Source organism: Veillonella sp. ZSJB6 (assembly GCF_051549505.1).
In the GTDB taxonomy this organism is placed as follows: domain Bacteria; phylum Bacillota; class Negativicutes; order Veillonellales; family Veillonellaceae; genus Veillonella.
The window spans coordinates 13,053-31,932 of the sequence record NZ_JBPUGE010000004.1; the positions used below are offsets into that span (position 1 = coordinate 13,053).

General features: G+C 38.4%; 16 protein-coding genes. 13 read left to right on the plus strand and 3 right to left on the minus strand.

Features of this window, described 5'->3' with window-relative positions; genetic code table 11:
- The first annotated feature begins 2 nt into the window (after nt 1-2).
- The 11 genes from ACSV5T_RS06150 (at nt 3) to ACSV5T_RS06200 (ending at nt 13,785) form a co-directional block, all read left to right on the plus strand.
- On the plus strand, nt 3-689 hold the full coding sequence (locus tag ACSV5T_RS06150; RefSeq protein ID WP_438320524.1) for a dTMP kinase: 687 nt from the start codon (nt 3-5) through the stop codon (nt 687-689).
- A gap of 75 nt (nt 690-764) precedes the next feature.
- A complete protein-coding gene (locus ACSV5T_RS06155; protein ID WP_438320525.1) occupies nt 765-1,805 on the plus strand; it encodes an ATP-binding protein in 1,041 nt (346 codons plus the stop codon).
- Nucleotides 1,806-2,651: a PSP1 domain-containing protein gene (locus tag ACSV5T_RS06160; RefSeq protein ID WP_119206858.1), complete on the plus strand. Its 846-nt coding sequence runs from the start codon at nt 1,806-1,808 to the stop codon at nt 2,649-2,651.
- On the plus strand, nt 2,644-3,369 hold the full coding sequence (locus ACSV5T_RS06165; RefSeq protein WP_346661018.1) for a tRNA1(Val) (adenine(37)-N6)-methyltransferase: 726 nt from the start codon (nt 2,644-2,646) through the stop codon (nt 3,367-3,369). The genes ACSV5T_RS06160 and ACSV5T_RS06165 overlap by 8 nt, the downstream gene beginning before the upstream one ends.
- Nucleotides 3,359-4,207 carry a 16S rRNA (cytidine(1402)-2'-O)-methyltransferase gene (gene rsmI, locus ACSV5T_RS06170; RefSeq protein ID WP_119206854.1) on the plus strand — a complete coding sequence of 283 codons (849 nt, stop codon included), beginning with the start codon at nt 3,359-3,361 and terminating at the stop codon, nt 4,205-4,207. Before ACSV5T_RS06165 ends, rsmI begins: the two co-directional genes overlap by 11 nt.
- A gap of 34 nt (nt 4,208-4,241) precedes the next feature.
- Nucleotides 4,242-6,188, plus strand: coding sequence for a methionine--tRNA ligase (gene metG, locus ACSV5T_RS06175; RefSeq protein ID WP_119206852.1), 1,947 nt, complete (start codon nt 4,242-4,244; stop codon nt 6,186-6,188).
- A complete protein-coding gene (locus ACSV5T_RS06180; protein ID WP_119206850.1) occupies nt 6,188-6,958 on the plus strand; it encodes a TatD family hydrolase in 771 nt (256 codons plus the stop codon). Before metG ends, ACSV5T_RS06180 begins: the two co-directional genes overlap by 1 nt.
- 203 nt (nt 6,959-7,161) lie before the next feature.
- Nucleotides 7,162-8,709 carry an exopolyphosphatase gene (gene ppx / locus ACSV5T_RS06185; protein WP_346660811.1) on the plus strand — a complete coding sequence of 516 codons (1,548 nt, stop codon included), beginning with the start codon at nt 7,162-7,164 and terminating at the stop codon, nt 8,707-8,709.
- On the plus strand, nt 8,709-10,274 hold the full coding sequence (locus tag ACSV5T_RS06190; RefSeq protein WP_005387114.1) for a Ppx/GppA phosphatase family protein: 1,566 nt from the start codon (nt 8,709-8,711) through the stop codon (nt 10,272-10,274). The genes ppx and ACSV5T_RS06190 overlap by 1 nt, the downstream gene beginning before the upstream one ends.
- Entirely contained in the window at nt 10,264-12,381 is a 2,118-nt protein-coding gene (ppk1, locus tag ACSV5T_RS06195; RefSeq protein WP_346660812.1) for a polyphosphate kinase 1, read from the plus strand. Before ACSV5T_RS06190 ends, ppk1 begins: the two co-directional genes overlap by 11 nt.
- A gap of 426 nt (nt 12,382-12,807) precedes the next feature.
- Entirely contained in the window at nt 12,808-13,785 is a 978-nt protein-coding gene (locus ACSV5T_RS06200) for a 3D domain-containing protein (RefSeq protein ID WP_005387109.1), read from the plus strand.
- A gap of 124 nt (nt 13,786-13,909) precedes the next feature.
- On the opposite strand, the gene msrB is transcribed toward ACSV5T_RS06200, so the two are convergent.
- The 3 genes from msrB to ACSV5T_RS06215 form a co-directional block, all read right to left on the minus strand.
- The gene (msrB, locus tag ACSV5T_RS06205) at nt 13,910-14,848 is read right to left on the minus strand and encodes a peptide-methionine (R)-S-oxide reductase MsrB (protein WP_119207307.1); all 939 of its coding nucleotides are present in this window, start codon (nt 14,846-14,848) and stop codon (nt 13,910-13,912) included.
- Nucleotides 14,849-15,970 carry a 5-methyltetrahydropteroyltriglutamate--homocysteine S-methyltransferase gene (locus ACSV5T_RS06210; protein ID WP_005387106.1) on the minus strand — a complete coding sequence of 374 codons (1,122 nt, stop codon included), beginning with the start codon at nt 15,968-15,970 and terminating at the stop codon, nt 14,849-14,851.
- Nucleotides 15,971-16,361: 391 nt separating this feature from the next.
- Nucleotides 16,362-17,300: a LysR family transcriptional regulator gene (locus ACSV5T_RS06215; RefSeq protein WP_227721494.1), complete on the minus strand. Its 939-nt coding sequence runs from the start codon at nt 17,298-17,300 to the stop codon at nt 16,362-16,364.
- 104 nt (nt 17,301-17,404) lie between these two features.
- On the opposite strand from ACSV5T_RS06215, the gene rnmV reads away from it, so the two are divergent.
- The gene (gene rnmV / locus ACSV5T_RS06220; protein WP_438320528.1) at nt 17,405-17,932 is read left to right on the plus strand and encodes a ribonuclease M5; all 528 of its coding nucleotides are present in this window, start codon (nt 17,405-17,407) and stop codon (nt 17,930-17,932) included.
- 13 nt (nt 17,933-17,945) lie between these two features.
- The gene (rsmA, locus tag ACSV5T_RS06225) at nt 17,946-18,800 is read left to right on the plus strand and encodes a 16S rRNA (adenine(1518)-N(6)/adenine(1519)-N(6))-dimethyltransferase RsmA (RefSeq protein WP_213467023.1); all 855 of its coding nucleotides are present in this window, start codon (nt 17,946-17,948) and stop codon (nt 18,798-18,800) included.
- Nucleotides 18,801-18,880: the final 80 nt, after the last annotated feature.

Here is an 18,880-nt window from a genome sequence, read left to right on the forward strand (position 1 = left end):
TTATGGGGACTTTAATCATACTAGAAGGTGGAGATGGCAGCGGTAAGGCTACACAAACTAAACTATTAGTAGAGCGATTAACCAAGGAAGGTCATGCAGTTAAATCTGTAAGTTTCCCGAATTATGATAGCGGTGCTGCTATGCCTATAAAAATGTATCTAGCTGGAGAATTTGGCAAAGATGTGCATGATGTAAATCCTTATGTGGCAAGCTCCATGTACGCTATCGATCGCTTTGCTTCGTTTAGAACTGACTGGGAAGAGTTCTATACAAATGGTGGCATCATCATTGCAGATCGTTATACAACATCTAATATGGTGCACCAAATGGTAAAATACGACGATCAGAAGGAACGTACTGCATTTTTAGATTGGCTTGAAGACTTTGAGTTTAATAAATTCGGCTTGCCTACACCTGATGCAGTATGTCTCTTAGATATGCCTCTTGAAGTGAGTGAAGCCCTTATGGCAGAGCGCACTGGTAAAACGGGAGGTAATACAGGGGATATTCATGAAGGAAATCATCAGTATTTAGTAGCTGTTCACGATGCTTATGAAGAGCTAGTAGAACGCTATCAATGGCACCGTATTCCATGTGCTATTAAAGATGGTGCTGGTCAATATGGGTTACGTACCATAGAAGATATTCATAACGATGTATATCAAGCAGTAGTAAATCTACTACCTTAGGATAGGGCGACTCTTTTAAAAGTCGCCTTTTTCTTATATAATATTAATATTGAGCATGTATTGATAGGAGGGGCTATGACATATTTTGATTCTATAATTGGTCAAGATTCGATCAAGGCACACCTATCGGAACTTGTAAGTCGTAATGCATTACCGCATAGCCTTTTGTTTTATGGTGAAGCAGGTCTTGGTAAGCTAGATATGGCCATAGGTCTAGCGTCTCTATTGTTGGGGCGCCAAGTATTTTCTCAACCAAAGGGAGAAGCGTATTTAGCAGATGTAAAAGAAGCACGTCTTGCCAATGGTGAGACGGAAAAACGCATCGAAGCAGAAGGTTTACCTATCTATATGGATAAGGGGGATGCCTTTTGGATTCGCCCTATGAAGACGATACTAAAGGTAGAGCAGTGGTATTCATTATTGCAAGATCATCTGTCAGTAGCGGGTAATGGTAACCGTGTTGTCATTGTGGAGGACTTTCACACGGCCAATGCAGTCATGGCAAATGCTATGCTAAAAACTATTGAAGAACCGCCTGAGCAGGTATATTTCATTATTATTACGAACAAGATTAATACTGTATTACCAACCATCATTTCAAGATGTATGGGCGTAGGCTTTAACAGTGTTGATGTAGATACAATTCGCACAGCCCTCGTAGAGCGTGGCATCACAGGTGATATTGAACAAGCTTTATTAGCCGGTCATGGTAATCCGCAGTTAGTAGAAAAATTGGCTACGCAAGGTCGCATTGAAATGCTTGAGTTAGCGGTTAAGGTAATGGACACCCTTGCCTTTGAAACGCGATGGTTTTCTATGATTTCCTTAGCTTGTGAAAATTTGCCTCGTGAAAGCCTAACAGAGTTGATGCACTGGTTGCGCCTTGTAAGTAGAGATATGATGGCTCTTAAGATGGGTGCACAAGATGGACAATTACAAGTACCTATGTACAAAACTCAATTATTACGATTATTACCGCGCTGGTCTATGCAAGCATTGGCTAAGGTTATTACCGAAACATTGCAAGCAGAACGGGCTTTGCGTTTACATATAAAAACCGCTCTCGTGGTGGACGGTCTTTGTATCGCCCTTCATGATGCTCGGGAGGAGGACTAAATGCTAACCATAGTTGGCGTACGCTTTAAAAAAGCAGGGAAGATTTACTATTTTCTGCCTGAACAATTAGAACTATCCGTTGGTGATGGGGTTATCGTTGAGACGGCACGTGGCGTCGAATACGGTACTGTTGTGATCGGACCTAAAGAGGTCTTTGAAGACACTGTTGTAGCTCCTGTTAAGCCTGTTATTAGAAAGGCAACACCAAAAGATTTAAAACAAATCGAGAAGAATAAAGAACGGGAAGAAAAAGCCTTTGAAATTTGTCTCGAAAAAATTGGTAAACGTAAGTTACCTATGAAACTTATCAATGTGGAATACACATTTGATATGAATAAAATTATATTCTTCTTTACAGCGGATGGTCGTATCGACTTCCGTGAGCTTGTTAAGGATTTAGCCACCGTATTTAGAACACGTATTGAGTTACGCCAAGTAGGCGTTCGAGATGAGGCTAAGGTTCTAAATGGTATCGGCGCTTGTGGTCGACCGTTATGCTGTTCTAATTTCTTAGGTGATTTCACACCAGTATCAATTCGTATGGCTAAGGATCAAAATTTGAGCCTAAATCCTACGAAAATTTCTGGTGTATGTGGTCGCTTGATGTGCTGCCTTAACTATGAAGATGATTTATATAAAAAGGGTGGCGACCTATATGTTAAGAAGGAACGACCTCAAGCTCCTCAAGATGTAGCACCTCCTGGGATTGGTAAAGAGGTCGTTACCGATGAAGGTATTGGTAAGGTCTTAAAGGTAAATCACCATAAACATACAGTGAAGGTACAGCTCGAAGCAGGCCGTACTATCGATTTGAAATGGTCCGAGGTGGCATTGCCTGATGAATGATCAAGAACGACTTGATGATTTAATTATCGATGGCTTACAAATTTATCAACGGACGGATATGTTTCGCTTTTCCTTTGATGCCATTGCACTCATTCACTTTTGCCGTTTCAATGGTCGTAAATCCTATGTTGACCTTGGCACGGGAACAGGTGTTATGCCGCTCATAGGTACGTCCTTAGGGGCAGGCCACATAACGGGTATTGATATTAATAAAACTCTTATCGAGTTAGCTCAGCGCAGTGTAGCGCACAATCATAAACAAGATATGGTAACTATGGTATGTGGCGATTATCGGCACATGTCGTACCGGGATGTACAAGATAAACCCTTTGACGGTGTTATTGTAAATCCTCCCTTCTATGATTGTGAAAGTGGTGCAAAACCTACATCTGAAGAGCGGACTGTAGCACTTCATGATGAACATACAACCTTAGAAGATGTTTTGAAGGCTGTACAGTCCTTTATTAAGTGCAAGGGGCGCTTGTGGATGATTTATAGTGCTAGTCGCCTCCAATATGTGCTACATGAACTGGAAGCAGCTAACTTTCAAGCTAAGCGCATTCGGTTTATCCACGGTTTGGTAGATAAACCGGCGAAACTCGTATTAATAGAGGCTCTCTATCAAGGTAAAGCTGGCCTTGTATTAGAACCACCACTCATCGTTTATGAGAAACCAAATGTGTACACAAAGGAGGTGTCCTCTTGGTATGAACGATAACGAATGGGGCACCTTATACTTGGTGCCTACCCCGATTGGTAATTTAGAAGATATGACGTATCGCGCAGTTCGTATCTTGGGCGAAGTAGATGCTATCGCTGCCGAAGATACGCGTCATACAGGTATATTATTAAAACATTTTGATATTAAGAAGCCTTTGATTTCGTATCATGAACATAATAAGGAAGAAAAGGGTACTTATATTATGGAGCTTTTATTAGAAGGCCAGTCCATTGCTTGCGTTAGTGATGCGGGTATGCCTGCTATATCTGATCCAGGGGCTGACCTAGTAACGAAGGCTATTGAAAAAGACATAACGGTAGTACCATTGCCTGGTGCTAATGCGGCACTGACCGCACTCATTGCATCTGGCTTAGATACTAAATCCTTTACTTTTGCAGGTTTCTTACCGAAGCGGGGTAAACATCGAGTTGAAGAATTACAACGACTTTCACAAGTAACGGGGACCTTGATGTTTTATGAAGCACCCCACCGATTGCAAGAGGTCTTACAAGATATGTATGAAGCCTTTGGGAATCGATCCATAACGGTGGCAAGGGAATTGACGAAGAAGTTTGAAACCTTTGTGCGCACCGATTTGGAAAACCTTGTAAATGATTTGGATCAGCTCACCTATAAAGGGGAATTTGTTCTCATCGTAGGTGGCGCTGATACGATTGAGTCCGATACTAGTGAAGTTTCGGGTGAACCAGTATCGTATGTAGATGCTGTACAAGCCCTTGTAGATACAGGGATACCTAAGAAAGAAGCAATTCGCCAGGTGGCAAAACGTTTTAACGTTTCCCGCCGGGATGTATATAATATTGTAGAACGTTAAACCTTCCCATTCGAAGGTTAGAAGGAGACTCATCATGGGAGACACAAAAAAAACGTATTATATTACGACACCAATTTATTATCCAAGTGCTAAGTTGCACATTGGTCATACCTATTGTACATCTGTAGCCGATACAATTGCGCGCTTTAAACGCTTAGCTGGCTATGATGTGCGTTTCTTAACTGGTTCTGATGAACACGGTCAAAAAATTCAACGCGCTGCAGAAGCACAAGGTATTACACCTCTTGAATATACTACAAATATCGTAAACGGCTTTAAAGCATTGTGGGAAAAAATGCATATTTCCAACGATGACTTCATTCGTACTACTGATGAACGCCATGAGAAGGTAGTACAAGAGCTTTTCACTAAAGCGTATGAAAAAGGCGATATTTACAAGGCTGAGTATGAAGGTTGGTATTGTACACCTTGTGAAACATTCTGGACTGAGCAAAAGCTAGGTGAAAATCATACATGCCCAGATTGTGGTCGTCCTGTAGAAAAGGTTAAAGAGGAAAGCTACTTCTTTAAACTCGCTAAATATACAGATCAATGGTTGAAATTTATCGAAGAAAACCCTGATTTTATTCAACCTGAATCTCGTCGTAACGAAATGATCCAATTCGTAAAACAAGGACTTGAAGACTTAGCTGTATCTCGTACATCCTTTGACTGGGGTATCAAGGTACCATTTGATCCTAAACATGTCGTATATGTTTGGTTCGATGCATTGGTAAACTATATTAGTGCACTTTCTCCATTTGATGGTGATGGTGAATTATATAAAAAATACTGGCCAGCAGATCTTCACTTAGTAGGTAAGGAAATCGTACGTTTCCATACAATTATTTGGCCTATGATGCTCATGAGTCTTGAATTGCCATTACCTAAAAAGGTATTTGGCCACGGTTGGATGATCGTTGACGGCACTAAAATGAGTAAATCTTTAGGCAATGTTATCGATCCTATTCCATTGATCGATACATATGGGGCAGACTCCTTGCGTTATTATTTATTGAGTGAAATTACACTTGGTAATGATGGTAACTTTACATTGCCTAACTTTGTGACAAAAATTAATGCCGACTTATCTAACGATTTGGGTAACTTGTTGAACCGTACCATTGCGATGATTGAAAAATACCATGGTGGTGTGATTACAAAATGCGATGATATGGATGATTTGGACCGCGATGTATCTACACTAGCTGTTCAAACTGCAAAAGATTTTGAAGCGGCTATGGAAAATATGGAGCTTAATAAAGCGATTAAATCCGTATGGGCCTTTATTGGTCGCATGAATAAATACATTGATGAAACAATGCCTTGGGTATTGGCTAAATCTGAAGATGCTCATGATAAAGAACGCTTACAATCTGCTATGTATCACTTGGCAGAAGCATTGCGTATTATTGCAATCTTAGTAAGTCCTGTTATCCCTGTAGGTGCTCCAAAAATCTGGGACCAATTAGGACTTGTAGGCTTTACAGATGCTACTCTTGAGGATGCAAAAGTCTGGGGCTTAATTCCAACAGGTACAAAGGTTGTAAAAGGTGATCCTATTTACCCACGTTTTGAAATTCCTGAAATGGTAGAAGTTGTTGTGGAAGAGAAGGTTGAAGAATCTGTAGACACATCTAATATTCCACCATTAAAAGAAAACATTACGTACGATGATTTTGAAAAATTAGATCTTCGTGTAGCAAAAGTTGTAAGCTGTGAAAAGGTTCCTAAGTCCAAGAAATTATTGAAATTCGTATTGGATATCGGTATTGAAGAACGCACAGTATTAAGCGGTATCTCTCAATATTATGAACCAGAAACTATGGTTGGTAAAAAGGTAATTTACTTGGCTAACTTGGCTCCTAAGAAGATGATGGGCATTGAGTCTTATGGCATGATTCTATCTGCATCTGATTGGGAAGAACATTTAGAGGTAACAAATATCGAATCTTTACCAGCAGGAAGTGTGGTTAAATAATGAAACTCTTTGATTCCCATGCTCATGTAAATGACGGTCGTTTTGACAACGACCGTGATGAGATGTTACAAGCTTGCTTTGATGCAGGCGTAGAATACATTATGATTCCAGGGGTCGACCGAGGTACTGTTGAATCAGGACTAGCTTTGGCGGAACAGTATGATCGTTTATATGCCGCTGTAGGTACACATCCTCATGAGTCTAAAGATTTTACAGAAGAAGACTATGAGTTCTATAAGGATCAAGCCCTTAATAATGATAAAGTACGTGCAATCGGTGAAATTGGCTTAGATTATTACTATGATTTTTCTGACCGTGAAACACAAAAACGCGTATTCATTCGTCAATTAGAGCTTGCTCGTGAAGTAGATTTACCAATTATTATTCATGACCGCGATGCACATGGGGATATTATGAATATCTTGCGCAATGAAGGTAAGGATAATTGGGGTATTTTCCACTGTTATTCTGGTAGCTGGGAAATGGCAAAAGAAGCTATTAAATTAGGATTCTACATATCCTTTGCTGGCCCTGTGGTATTCCCTAAATCTACAAACCTTAAAGAAGTGGCTAAACAAGTACCATTAGATCGAATTCTTATTGAAACAGACTCACCATATTTGACACCACCACCATTTAGAGGCCGTCGCAATGACCCAAGCAAGACTCAGTTTGTAGCAGAGGAAATTGCTGGCCTTAAAGGTATGGATGTAGATGAGTTCTGTGAGATTACTTATAATAATGGTAAACGTGTATTTGGTATTGAATAATTTTGATGTTAGTCAACATAAATGCTGGTAAATAAAATATTGTAAACGTCTAATGGCATTGTTCTAATTCTTAGGATATCTATTCAGAATCATTAGAATCATAAATTATAAAACGCGATTCTCCCTTAGCGGTGAGAATCGCGTTTTTCTATGGTATACTAAAGTATATTCATACTGAACTATAGTAAGTCGAGGTTAGTAGCATGAAACGTATTGCATTTATAGATTTAGGATCCAACTCCGTTCGTTTTGTCATTTATGAGATTTCTAAGACCGGTAGTTATCGTCTCATATATCAAGAAAAAGAGAGTGTCCGCTTAAGTGAAAATATGTGGGGCACTCATGAGTTAACAAATGAGGCAATGGAGCGCTCTCTGCGTGCTTTAAAAGGCTTTGTTCATATGGCTGACGCTATGGAGGTAGATACCATAAAAGCTGTTGCTACGGCTGCAGTACGTCTAGCTAAAAATGGGGATGCTTTTATTAAAGCCGTAAAAGAACGAACAGGTCTAGATTTAGAATGTATTGCTGGTGAAGAAGAGGCGCGCCTTGGATTCCTTGGGGTTATCAACACGATTGGCCTTAAAGATTTTATTATTTTTGACTTAGGCGGTGCTAGTACAGAGGTAACGCTAGTAAAAAATCGACATATTGTGAAAGCTGTTAGTCTACCTATAGGGGCACTTACCTTAACTGGAACCTATCAAAAGGGCGATGAGTATACCCCTAAAGAACTAGAAAAAATGACGAAGGCTGTAAAGAAAACCATTAAGGAACATTATTGGCTTCATAATGTGAAGCTTCCTCTATTAGGTATTGGCGGTACAGCTCGTAATATTGCAAAAATAGATCAACGTAAGTTATCATATCCCATTACGAAACTACATAACTATGAGTTACCATATCATAGATTTCACGAAATCTTAGAAGATGTAAAAGGTAAATCCTTAGAGGCCCGTAAAAAAATTAGTGGCTTATCATCGGAACGTGCAGATATTATTATTGCAGGACTCACCATAGTGGATGAGCTGTTTAACTATGTAAATGCTAAGACCCTTGTTGTAGGCGGTTGTGGTTTGCGTGAAGGTTTATTCTACGATTATTACGGTGAGTACTATTTAGGCGGAAATTCTATAATCGATGATATTCTAGTTCATTCTGCAGAGAATGTACTATTAGGTATGACAAAGCATGAGCTCGTGCATGCTAAGTATATTACGAAATTAGCTACTACTTTATATGATGCATTAGAGCCACTCCATAAGGCCGATAAGAATTTTAGACGATGTTTGATTGCAGCGGGACTGTTGCATGATATAGGTAAACGAGTTAATTATTATAGTCATGCTCGTCATGGCTGCTATATGCTCGTCAATAGTAATTTATATGGGATTTCTCATGTTGAACAGGCGTTTAGTGCATTCTTAGTCATGAATTCTCATGGATTGACGCCAAAGGAATATAAGAATTTCTTATATGGTAAATTGTTAGATCAAGAACAACGCTCATTAGGTCAAAAGCTTTCTATTATTTTAGCGATTGCAGAGGCTCTTGATGAAAGCCATGAACAATTTATCAAACAGTTAGAGGTAAATATTAAATACACTAGTGTAGTCATAAAAGTGTTCTATTTAGAAGGACGCGATGTGAGTGTCACTAGAACGGCGGTAGAAAAACTTTCAAAATCATTTAAAAAAGAATTCGAGAAATCCTTAGAAATAGAATGGCATGAATCTCGTAAGGAGGCATAATGGCATTACCAAAAACATTACGATATGCAGTACTACATGTGGGATCCAGTAGCATGAGTATTACCATATTAGAATATAAAGGCATAGATGATGTACGTGTTATAGATTATGCGGCGCGGGAGGTAACCTTTGGGGAAGAATTATTTCAAACATCTCGCTTGAGCTTTAAAACAATTGAAGAAATCTGTCATATTTTAAAAGGTTATAAGCAATTAATGGCAGATTATGGCGTGAGTCGTTCTAAACTATATGGTACGACCGTAATACGCGAAGCCGCTAATCGTCGTAGTATTCTAGATCAAATCTATATTCAAACGGGGATGCGCGTTGAGGTCATCGATATGCCGAAAGAGGTATATTACAAATATGCTTTGTTATATTACAAGATGACGCATCAATATAAACTGACAGATCCTACTAAGGCAACATTATTCTTGGATATTACATCTGGTGGGGTAGGCTTAACGGTTTGGCGTGGTGAGAATTTATTGTTCCAACGCAATATGCATAGTGGGTCCTTACGGGTTATGGAGTCATTTAATCGAAATCAACGATCTTCCATATCATTCCCAAGGGCTATTACAGAATACTTACATCGTATGATTGGCCCCCTTCGTGAAGAATTACAAACTTTCAATATTAATAGTATCGTCTTATCTGGTGATGAGGCGCAATATATGACTCATTTAATGGGGCAAGAAAATAATAAAGAAGACATTATTACTATTGAACCAGAACGATTTAAAGGGCTTATCAATTCTTTTGACGGTGTGACAGCTACCAAGTTGATGAATCGTTATAAATTACCTGAATATAAGGCCAATATTTTAATGCCTACCATGATTTTATTTAATGAAATCATTACGGCCATAGAGCCTAAATCATTAATTTTCAGTAGCTTTTCATTCTCTCAAGGCATTAGTTGGTTCTACGGTGTGGAAACCGAGAATAATCCGTTTATGTATCAATTGCGTGAACAAAATGCACAGTTAGCGCGTGCTGTTGCTGCAAGATATCATACAGACCGAATTCATGATGCCGAGGTAGAGCTATTTAGCTCCTTATTCTGTAAAGCATTGCGACATAAAGGTTTACCAGAACGGTGGGGCTATCTATGTCGTATTGCAGCCATTCTTTGTTCTGTAGGCAAGTTCGTTAATTTACGAAATCATGGAGAGCATGCGTATCATATTGTAATGGGGACAGATATATTTGGCCTTTCAGAAGAAGAAAAACAAGTAGTTGCTAATGTTGTGTATTACCACTACAAGGGAACTCCAAATGATGACGACGCATATTTCAATGCATTAACAGAATTACAAAAAATTCAAGTTACCAAGCTGGTAGCCATCATTCGGGTTGCTTGTGCACTCGATGCAGGTAGTAACCAAAAAATCTCTGAAGTAACATTAGAAGAACGAGATAATGTACTTTATGTATTCTGTCGTACTAATGAGGATATTTCATTAGAATGGTGGACCTTTGACCGTGATTCGGAATATTTTACAGAGGTATTTGGTATGGAAATTGTACTAGTAAGGGGAGGGGATCGTCATGTTCAGTAATGCAAAGTATTATTTTAACCGTGAATTATCTTGGTTAAAGTTTAATCAGCGCGTTTTATTAGAGTCTATTGATACTAATACTCCTTTATTAGAACGACTTCGATTTATTGCTATTGCTAGCTCTAATTTAGATGAGTTCTTTATGATTCGTGTGGCTGGATTACGTCATCAAGTTGTGAATGGCATTGTTAAGTACGATGCGGCTCATATGGATGCTAAGGCACAGCTAAAAGCTATTGATGAGTCTGTACAGCGCCTCGTATCGATGCAAAGTACATATTTAAAGAATGTATTGTGTGAATTAGAATCTCATGGATTTTATTTTACCTATCCAGATCAGTTAGACGTAAAATCAAAGGCTTGGTTACGGCACTATTTTGAAGAACATATCTACCCGGTTGTAACTCCTCTAGCCGTTGACTCTGGACACCCATTTCCATTTTTAACAAACCATACTATTAATGCCATTGTACGTATTTTTCAAGTATTGCCAGATGGTACAAAAGATTATAAAATCGCAATTTTACCAATTCCGTCTGTACTAAATCGTATCATTGAAATACCTAGCCGTAGCAATAAGGAACATCGCTTTGTATATTTGGAGGATGTGATTACCTACTATGCTATTCAATTCTTCCAAGGTTATGGTATAGAAGATTTTATGGTGTTCCGTATAACTCGTGATGCGGATTTAGAAATTGATGAAGAAGAAGCAACAGATTTGCTTTCTGAGGTAGAAGCATCTTTGCGTCGTCGACGTCGTGGTGATGCGGTACGATTAGAGGTTTGTGGTGATGTAAAGGATAATCTGTTAGACTTTGTACTCACCAGTGTTGAATTAGAGCCAAAGGATGTATATCGTATAGATGGTCATCTTGATTGTCGTATGTATTTTGATTTCTGCAATTATCCAGGTCTAGATCATCTTCGTTATGCTCCATTTGAACCTAAACTTCCTAGTGAATTAGTAGATCATGAAGGAGAAAGTCTATTCTCTGTCATTGGAAAGCAAGACTTATTTGTTCACCATCCCTTTGAGTCTTTTGCGGTGGTAGAACAATTTATAGCACAAGCAGCTACGGATCCAGATGTATTGGCTATTAAACAAACATTATATCGCGTCAGTGGCGATTCGCCTATTATAGCATCGCTTATAAAAGCAGCTGATAATGGCAAGCAAGTAACCGTACTTATGGAGGTTAAAGCACGGTTTGATGAAGAAAATAATATTCATATGGCACGCCGTCTAGAAAAGGCTGGCTGCCATGTTATTTATGGCTTGAAAGGACTTAAAACTCACTCCAAGATTACCATGGTTGTTCGCAGGGAAGATGCGGGTATTAGGCGTTATGTTCACCTAGCTACAGGTAACTATAATGGCAAGACAGCACGAATGTATACGGATTGTGGCATATTCACATGTAATGACGAATATGGCGACGATGCATCTCGCTTCTTCAATTTAATTTCTGGTTATTCCGATCCTCCAATTTGGAATAAATTTATTGTAGCCCCTTTAAATTTGCGGGAAAAGATAATGGAATTGATTGACCGTGAAATCGAATTCGCAAAACAGGGAGAAGAGGCATATATCATTGGCAAAATGAATTCCTTGCTCGATAAAGAAGTCATTGCTAAACTATATGAAGCTTCTGCTACAGGTGTTCGTATTGATCTTATCGTTCGTGGTATCTGTACACTACGGCCTGGCATTGCAGGTGTTAGTGATAATATAACGGTTCGTTCCGTCGTAGGGCGTTTTTTAGAACATCATCGTTTATTCTATTTCCGTAATGGGGGGAATGAAAGTCTATTCCTATCTAGTGCAGACTGGATGCCGAGAAATTTAAATGAACGTGTAGAACTTATGATTCCTATTGAAGATAAACGGCATAAGGAGCGCGTTAAAGGTATTTTAGATTTATATTTAGAAGATACTTTAAAAGCTCATATTATGAGAGCAGATGGCTCGTATCGTAAAATTAATGATAGAGAACATCCAATTTCTGCTCAAGAGGAACTTATGAAAGAAGCTATTGCTGGAGAACACAAGGAATCGATGACCGTCATTGAGCGTTTACAACCAATGTTTAAGATGAATAAATGATGAAATTCACACATAGTGTTGAATGATGAATTTTAATACATTTATATAATACTGAAAAAGCCTGTTTTTACAGGCTTTTTTGCATGTATACATATTTAAAAATGAGATAAAAATGAAGTTTTCTGATATGTAGAAAATTTTGGTAACAATTGAAAAACACATAAAAATACAATTTATGTTATAAAAAATCCTAGCATACTATATATGGTAGTGGTATCGTATATATGTACACAATTCGGAATATATTGTATAGTATTAAAAAATATAGATATGTACGTATGCAGTGGACTTTTTGTAAAAATATAGAAAATTATATTAATAAAAAGTCAGAATTTACATAGGTTTATCTCCTATTGTTAACCTTTGGTGTTTGACAGGTTATATCTATCTGTAGTAGAATAATTACATTACAGGAGGGATTACAATATGAGAATTCATAAGACACACAAACGATATATTTCGTCTGTTGTTGCTGGATTGATTGTAACAGCTGTAACTATGACAGGTTTTTCTTATAATGATAAAACCGTTACCGTTATGGTAGATGGTGCAGCACACACTGTTAGAACACATTTAAATTCTAACGAAGGTATCGTACGCGATGCTGGGGTTAAATTAAATCCAAATGATAAAGTTATTTCCAGCTCAACATCTGTTCAAAATGGTACAACATTAACTGTTGTACGTGCCATTCCAGTTTATGTAACTGTTAATGGTAAGACTAGAGCTGTTTTCACAACAGAAACAACTGCACAAGGCGTTGCTAATGAACTTGGTTTCAAAATGCCTAACTACGCTGTAGTAGGCGATGCAAATGGTTCTGTATTAAGTGGTACACATATTACAATTGCACAAGTAACTAGTCGATCCTTGTCTACTGTAGATCAAGAAATTGCTATTCAAGTAATTCGACAAAAAGATGATACAATGGCACAAGGTGAAGAAGAGGTTGTTCAAGTTGGTCAACCTGGTTTAGAACGAGTGCAACGTGAAACATTATATAGTAATGGTACGGTTATTAAGACTAATGACGTATCTAAAGTAACACAACGCGAAATGGTACCTACTATTATTAAAGAAGGTACTCGTGAAGTGACTACATCTCGTAATATTGCTGGTCGCTCATCTCGTGCTATCGTAATGGAAGCTTCTGCTTACCTTGCTGGCGATGGTGATGGTGCTGGTATTACGGCAACGGGTGTACCTGCAGTACGCGGTATTGCAGCGGTTGACCCAGATGTTATTCCATTGGGTACACGTTTATTTATCCCTGGTTATGGTGAAGCTATTGCTGCCGATACAGGCGGTGCCATTGTGGGTAACAAAATTGACCTTGTAATGGACTCTTATGGTGAGGCTATGGACTTTGGTCGCCAAGACGTTACAGTGTACGTATTGGACTAATATGATGATTTAGAGGATATATCTATAAGATATATCCTCTTTTTTATTGGACCTACTTAGCTCAGTAAGTAAGTAATCACAATAGATATAGTAAAAGGACGCCTTATGATTAAGGCGTCCTTTTTTAGTCTTCGATATATGGAATTAGATATTCGTACTTTGTACCTTTTAATTCATCTTTAGGGATAAATCGTAAAGATGATCCATTGATACAGTAGCGCAATGAACCATTAGGACCATCTTCAAATACATGGCCTAAATGGGCATTACCAATGCGGCTGCGTACTTCGATACGATTCATGCCATGAGAGTCATCTTGATAGTATTTAATGACATCCTTTGCGATTGGCTTTGTGAAGCTAGGCCAACCACAGTGAGACTCAAATTTATGGGCGGACACGAAGAGGGGTTCTCCCGTAGTGATATCTACATAAAGACCTGCTTTAAATTCATCAGTTAACTCATGACTGAATGGTGCATCTGTAGCAGAGTTTTGTGTAACTTCGAACTCTTGCGGAGATAAAGCCTTGAGCTCTTCCTCGGAAGGTTTATTATAGGCGTTGTCATCTACAAGTGGTTCATCAGATAGGCCTAGTGGAATGTGACAATAACCGTTAGGGTTTTTATCTAAGTAATCTTGGTGATATTCCTCTGCAGAATAGTAGTTAGATAGAGGTAATACTTCAATAGCAAATGGCTTACCTTCGAAGGATTGAGCACGAGCTAAGGTACTTTCAATAATAGCCTTATCGGATTTCTCTATATAGTAAATACCGGTTCGATATTGAATGCCTACATCGCCACCTTGTTTATTAATACTGAATGGATCGATGGCGCGTAAGAAGTATTGAATTAAGTGATCTAAGGAGAGTACATCTGCATCGTATTTAACCTTTAGCGCTTCCACGTGACCGCTATCATGACAGACATCTTCATAACTTGGATTTTCCGTAGGACCATTGGCATAGCCTACTTCAGTGGAAATCACACCAGAGATTTTTCTGATATACCCTTGAAGGCCCCAGAAACAACCGCCCCCTAAATATATAGTATGTTCATTCATTTAATCACCCCAAACTTCGTGAGCTATTTCTTTTACTAATGCAAGTTTAGCCCATTGTTGCTCTTCGGTCAATTGGTTGCCGATTTCACAAGATGCAAAGCCACATTGAGGGGATAGGCAAAGTCTTTCAAGAGGAATATATTTTGTAGCTTCTTTGATACGTTCTTTGATAACCTCTTTATCCTCTAATTCTGGGCGTTTAGATGTAATAAGACCTAATACGACCTTTTTATTAGGAGATACTTCACGCAATGGTTCAAAGCCACCAGAGCGGTCATCATCAAATTCTAGATAGTATGCATCTACATTTTCTTTAGCAAATAGAATTGGTGCAACTGGCTCATAACCACCACTAGCAGCCCAAGTAGAGTTGTAATTACCACGGCATACATGGGTTGTGAACGCTAAGTCATGAGGGCGACCTTCGAGTGCTAAGTTATTTAAGCGTAGGTACTTAGCTGTTTCGCCTTCAATAGTAACACTTTTATCTTTTTGACGACCAGTCCAGTAAGCGTGGTCACAGCACATACCCCAAGTGCAATCATCAAATTGGATGTTGCGGCAACCTGCTTCATAGAGATCTTTAATTACTTGACGGTATGCGGCAGCAATGTCTTGAATTAATTCTTCTAAGTCAGGGTAGAAGGAGCGTGTTGTAATACCGTTATCCTCGCGGAATAATTCGGCTAAGAATTGGGATGGCGCAGGAATTGTTTGACGTGCTGTGGTATGTTCATCTTCAAATTGTTTTACGAATTTGAAATGCTCTACAAATGGATGGTTAGTACCTGTAATTTTACCAGTAAGGGCGAGGGAGCCTGGCGCAGTTTCTTGACCAACGAATTTGTAACCGTGTTCAAGTTCAATTTCTTTTACGCCATTGAATCCCCACATGAAATCTAAGTGCCAGTATGCACGGCGGAATTCACCATCAGTAATAACAGGAAGACCTGCAGCTTTTTGTTTTTGAATGAGGTCTGTAATAAGACGATCTTCAACAGCTGTTAGTTCTTCTCTTGTAATATTTCCTTTTGTAAAAGCTTCACGAGCTTCTTTTAATTCTGCTGGGCGTAGGAAGGAACCTACGATATCAAAATGAAATGGTGCTAATTGTTTGGACATATATAATCCTCCTTATATAAACGGTAAAACCGATAGATTCGATAGGTTTATTATAACTAAGGATGAGCATATATAAAAATATCAATATATTAATGTTGTATATAGTTTTAAGTTATATCAGAGAGTTATTTTTGCGCTTCAGTTATATCGAGATGTAAAAGTAATATAGTATCAACTCAGTTGTGGCATATCTTATTCTATCTTATGCTTTTCTTTGGTTTAGTTGTTAGCAGTTAGATTTCCTACATATATTAAAAAGCACTCTCTAAATGAACTGCACCCCAAAAATTGGACACAATTTTTCGAGGTACAGTTCAAAATCGAGAGTGCTTTTATTTAAAGTTACACTATTATGTAGAGTAGTTGAACTATAATCAAGAATCCTACAATATTATTCTTTTGTTTCAGGTAGTTTAATATGTCTACCGTAGTTGCCTACATACTGTTCTAAGGCTTGAATATATTCTTGCCCTAAACGACTGCGATGCATTTTGTTATTGGTAATGTAACCGATATGCATCAAACCTTCTTCGGCGAGAGGAACAGAGATAATATTCTCACCATTTACTTCTTCATCGATAACACCACTAGATACGGTATATCCATCTAGACCAAGCAATAAACTAAAGAGGGAAGCTCTATCGCGTACACGAATATGTTTTGGTCGTACAACGGTACTAAAAATTTCTTCAGAGAAATAGAAAGAGTTGTGATCGCCTTGCTCAAAGGAGATATATGGATATTCCTCTAATTCGTCCATAGATACAACCTTTTTATTAGCTAGTGGATGGTTTTTGCCTATGAAAATATGTGGGTGTGCAGTAAATAACTCTGTAAATGTTAATTCATTAGTGTGAATTAATTTCTCTAGTACAGGTCTATTAAAATCATTATAATAGAGCAATCCAATCTCACTCTTCATATGAGCTACGTCATCAATAATCTCATAGGTTTGAGTTTCTCGTAAGGATACATCATATTGATCGATGCCTGCGCCTTTTAAAAGCTCTACAAAGGCGTTAACCGCAAAGGAGTAATGTTGCGTAGAAACAGAGAATTGTTTTTTACCACCGCTTTGGCTTTTATATTGCTCTTCCAATAAAGCGGCTTGCTCTAGTACTTGGCGTGCATAGCCGAGGAAACGTTCCCCTTCTTTAGAAACAGTAATCCCTTTATTGGTACGGTCGAAAATGGTAATGCCCATTTCCTTTTCCAATTCCTTAATAGCCTTTGTTAGACTTGGTTGAGACACGAAGAGTCTCTTAGCAGCTTCACTAATACTGCCTATATTTGCAATTGTTGTGACATACTTTAATTGTTGTAAGGTCATAATGGCCTCCTTTTATATATTACACTACCTATACTACTCGATTATAAGTATTTAAGCAATGTTATATATATGTTACAATGTACTAATAGAATAAAGGAGGACCTATGCTTAAACAAGTCATCGTAGTAGAAGGAAAATCTGATATACAACGTATTGCACAAGCCGTAGAAGCAGACTGTATTGCTACAGAGGGTTTTACACTTCGTAAAGGTGTTATTGATATGATTCGTGTAGCTTATGAAAAGCGAGGTATTATCATATTAACCGATCCTGATACAGCAGGGGAGAGAATTCGTCGTGTATTAACAAAAAAATTCCCTAATGCACAGCATGCTTTTGTCCCTCGTGATGAAGCGTTTGCAAATGATGATATTGGCATAGAACAAGCATCTCCAGAATCCATTAGAAAGGCTTTATCCACATTACATGTAGAATCCTTGGAATCATCTAACGAATTTTCTATGGTAGATCTAGTTCGTCATGGGTTATTAGGTATGCCTGATAGTGCTGCTCGCCGTGCGGTTATTGGGGCTAAGTTAGGCATTGGTTATGGCAATGGGAAACAGTTTTTATACCGTTTAAATCACTATGGTATAAGTCGAGATGCTTTTGAAGAGGCTGTAAATAGTTAAAATAGGAGTTAAGATGTTAGAATCAGTAATTGCAAGCCCTGAAGTAGTACATTATATATGTAAACGCTTCGATATTAAAATGAGTAAGAAATTAGGGCAGAACTTTCTTATTAAGAGAGGTATTGTAGACGAAATTGTACATGCTGCAGAATTAACACCTGGTGAACCTGTACTAGAGGTAGGTCCTGGTATTGGCACATTGACACAGGGGTTAGCACAAAGTGGTGCTGATGTAACTGCCATTGAATTAGACCGTCGCTTATTAGAGGTTCTAGATACTACCTTGGCTTCTTATGACAATGTACGTATTGTCCATGGTGATGTGTTGAAACTCGATGTGCCAACCATTATGAACCATAAACCATTTAAAGTGGTTGCTAATTTGCCATACTATATTACAACACCTATTATTATGTCTCTATTGGAAAGTAAATTACCGATAGAACGCCTTGTTGTAATGGTGCAAAAAGAGGTGGCCTTACGTATGGTGGCTAAGCCAGGTACAAAGGATTATGGTGCACTATCTGTAGCTGTACAGTACTATACTGAGCCCAATATTGTACTTGATGTACCGCCTAAATCTTTCTTGCCGGCTCCAGCTGTAACGAGTTCTGTTATTCGCTGCGTATTGCGTGACAAGCCTCCTGTTGATGTTATTGACGAGAAACTATTCTTCCGAGTTGTGAAAGCTGGTTTTGCGCAACGACGTAAAACATTCGCTAATACAATGAAAACAACGGGCTTATCAAAAGACAGAATCGAAGAGCTATTAGCAAAAGCCAATATCGATGGGCAACGAAGAGGGGAGACTTTTACCCTTCAAGAGTTTGCTGATGTAGCCAATGCATGGGCGGCCTTAATTAAATAGAGTAATATAAAAATAGCTTATTAGATTGATAACATATCATTCTAATAAGCTCTTTTCATAAAAAAAGGACCCAAATGGGT